Below are 1,492 nucleotides of genomic sequence, written 5' to 3'. Positions count from 1 at the left end.
GGCCCTCCAAGGCGAAGAGACTTTCACCGTGGAGCGGGAGCGTGTCCCACGTGGTGGCAAGGTCGCGCGCCTGGTTCTCACCGAAGAGATGCCACACCAGCGCAATCGTGCTGGGGTGTACCGTACCGGCGCCACCCACCGTCATGATCTTTCGGTCTGCGTCGATCTTCCAGGCTCGTCGGGGACTGGCCACATTCTCACCGTGCTGTGCAAGTCGGCGTGAGACAGTGGCGGGCGCGGTTACCTCGCTCCCTGTCAGAATGCCGGCACGGTGCAACACACTCAGCCCTGCGCAATTGCCAACTACCCAGCGGTCTTCGTCGTGGTGAGCTCGAACGTAGTCCACAATCTGCTTGTTTTTGCTCGCCGCGCCCGCTCCGATGCCGCCCGGGATATAGAGGAGGTCGTAGCGGTCGGCCGGTGACACCGTCGTCTCACTGGCAACCTGGGCCCCCATGTGAGTCGTGATGACGCCCCCCTCGAAACTGCCGAGGACCACCTCGAGTTCCTGTCCCTGTTGGCCAAGTGTCCAGGCCAGAGAGCGCAGAAGCTCCCAAGGCGCGAGCAGGTCCTGCTCCCCGAAATTGGGGAACCCAAGGAAGAGTATCGATCTGAGAGCACTCATGCTGTTGCCTCACCTGCGTGAACGGGAGTCAGGACCGCGATGGGCTCAGCGCATCCCCGAGAGCTACTCCTGGTTGAACTTCGCCCACCGTGGGTAGTTCACTTCCCTCTCTTTCGAGGAGCCTAGTACGACCTGGGACTTCCGTCCTGTCCGAAAGCATCCGAGGCAGAAGTTGGCTCCCATTGCATCGATTTCCGGGCAGGTTATTAGGCGGTTGGGCTTGCAGCTTCACTTTCGTAGGGAGTCGGTGAACCTCAATACGCTCGATTGCTGCCGGCGAGGGCATGGGCGGCTTATCTGTTCAGGATGGTGAGGGTGGGGTGATCGGGCCGGACTGTAGCGGTAAGAATGGTTCGCGCACGAGCTTCGAGAGCGTGCGCGTGGTCGGTGTTTCCGAGTGTGTGGTGGAGATCGGCGAGATTGGCGAGGGTGGGAGCCAAGTCGGGATGGTCCGGGCCGAGATCTTCCTCCATCGCCTCCAGGGCCTGTCCATAGAGGCTTTCGGCAGCCTCGTGGCGGCCTAGCTCAGTCGATCAGCGGACGACCACGGCCTGGTTGTGCTGGACGCCCTGCCCGCGCCGCACCACAGCCTGGTTGTACTGGGGACCCATCCCGCGACGCACTACGTTGTTCTGAGACATGAAACTTCCTCCTTTTGCCGAATGGCTGTTTCGTAGAGTCTCAGTGCCGGGTGATCGTCCTGGATGGGTATCCGTTACTCAACATCAGGGTGTACATCATCGTCCCCGAGCAGCAAGGAGACGATGCACCCCTGAAAGGCCAGGACGGGCGGTGTCACGGCTCGAACGCCACCGTCCACTGTTCGTCGGTGTTGTCCGCGGCGAACCCGGGCGGCGGTCCGCCGAC

Annotated in this window: 1 protein-coding gene and 1 pseudogene; both read right to left on the bottom strand. The window is 62.1% G+C overall.

From position 1 onward, the window contains the following. Nucleotides 1-625 (bottom strand): DJ-1/PfpI family protein (locus ACWEBX_RS40535; RefSeq protein ID WP_451889696.1); only part of this gene is annotated, 625 nt, incomplete at its 3' end. A 293-nt stretch (nucleotides 626-918) separates the two neighbouring features. Beyond that, nucleotides 919-1,140 (bottom strand): annotated as a pseudogene (locus tag ACWEBX_RS40530) (tetratricopeptide repeat protein); the annotation flags it as partial. Between the last annotated feature and the right edge of the window lie 352 nt (nucleotides 1,141-1,492).

The organism is Streptomyces sp. NPDC005070 (genome assembly GCF_053600395.1).
The sequence above is the reverse complement of the archived record's forward strand: the minus strand, read 5'-3'. Positions and strand labels throughout refer to the sequence as shown.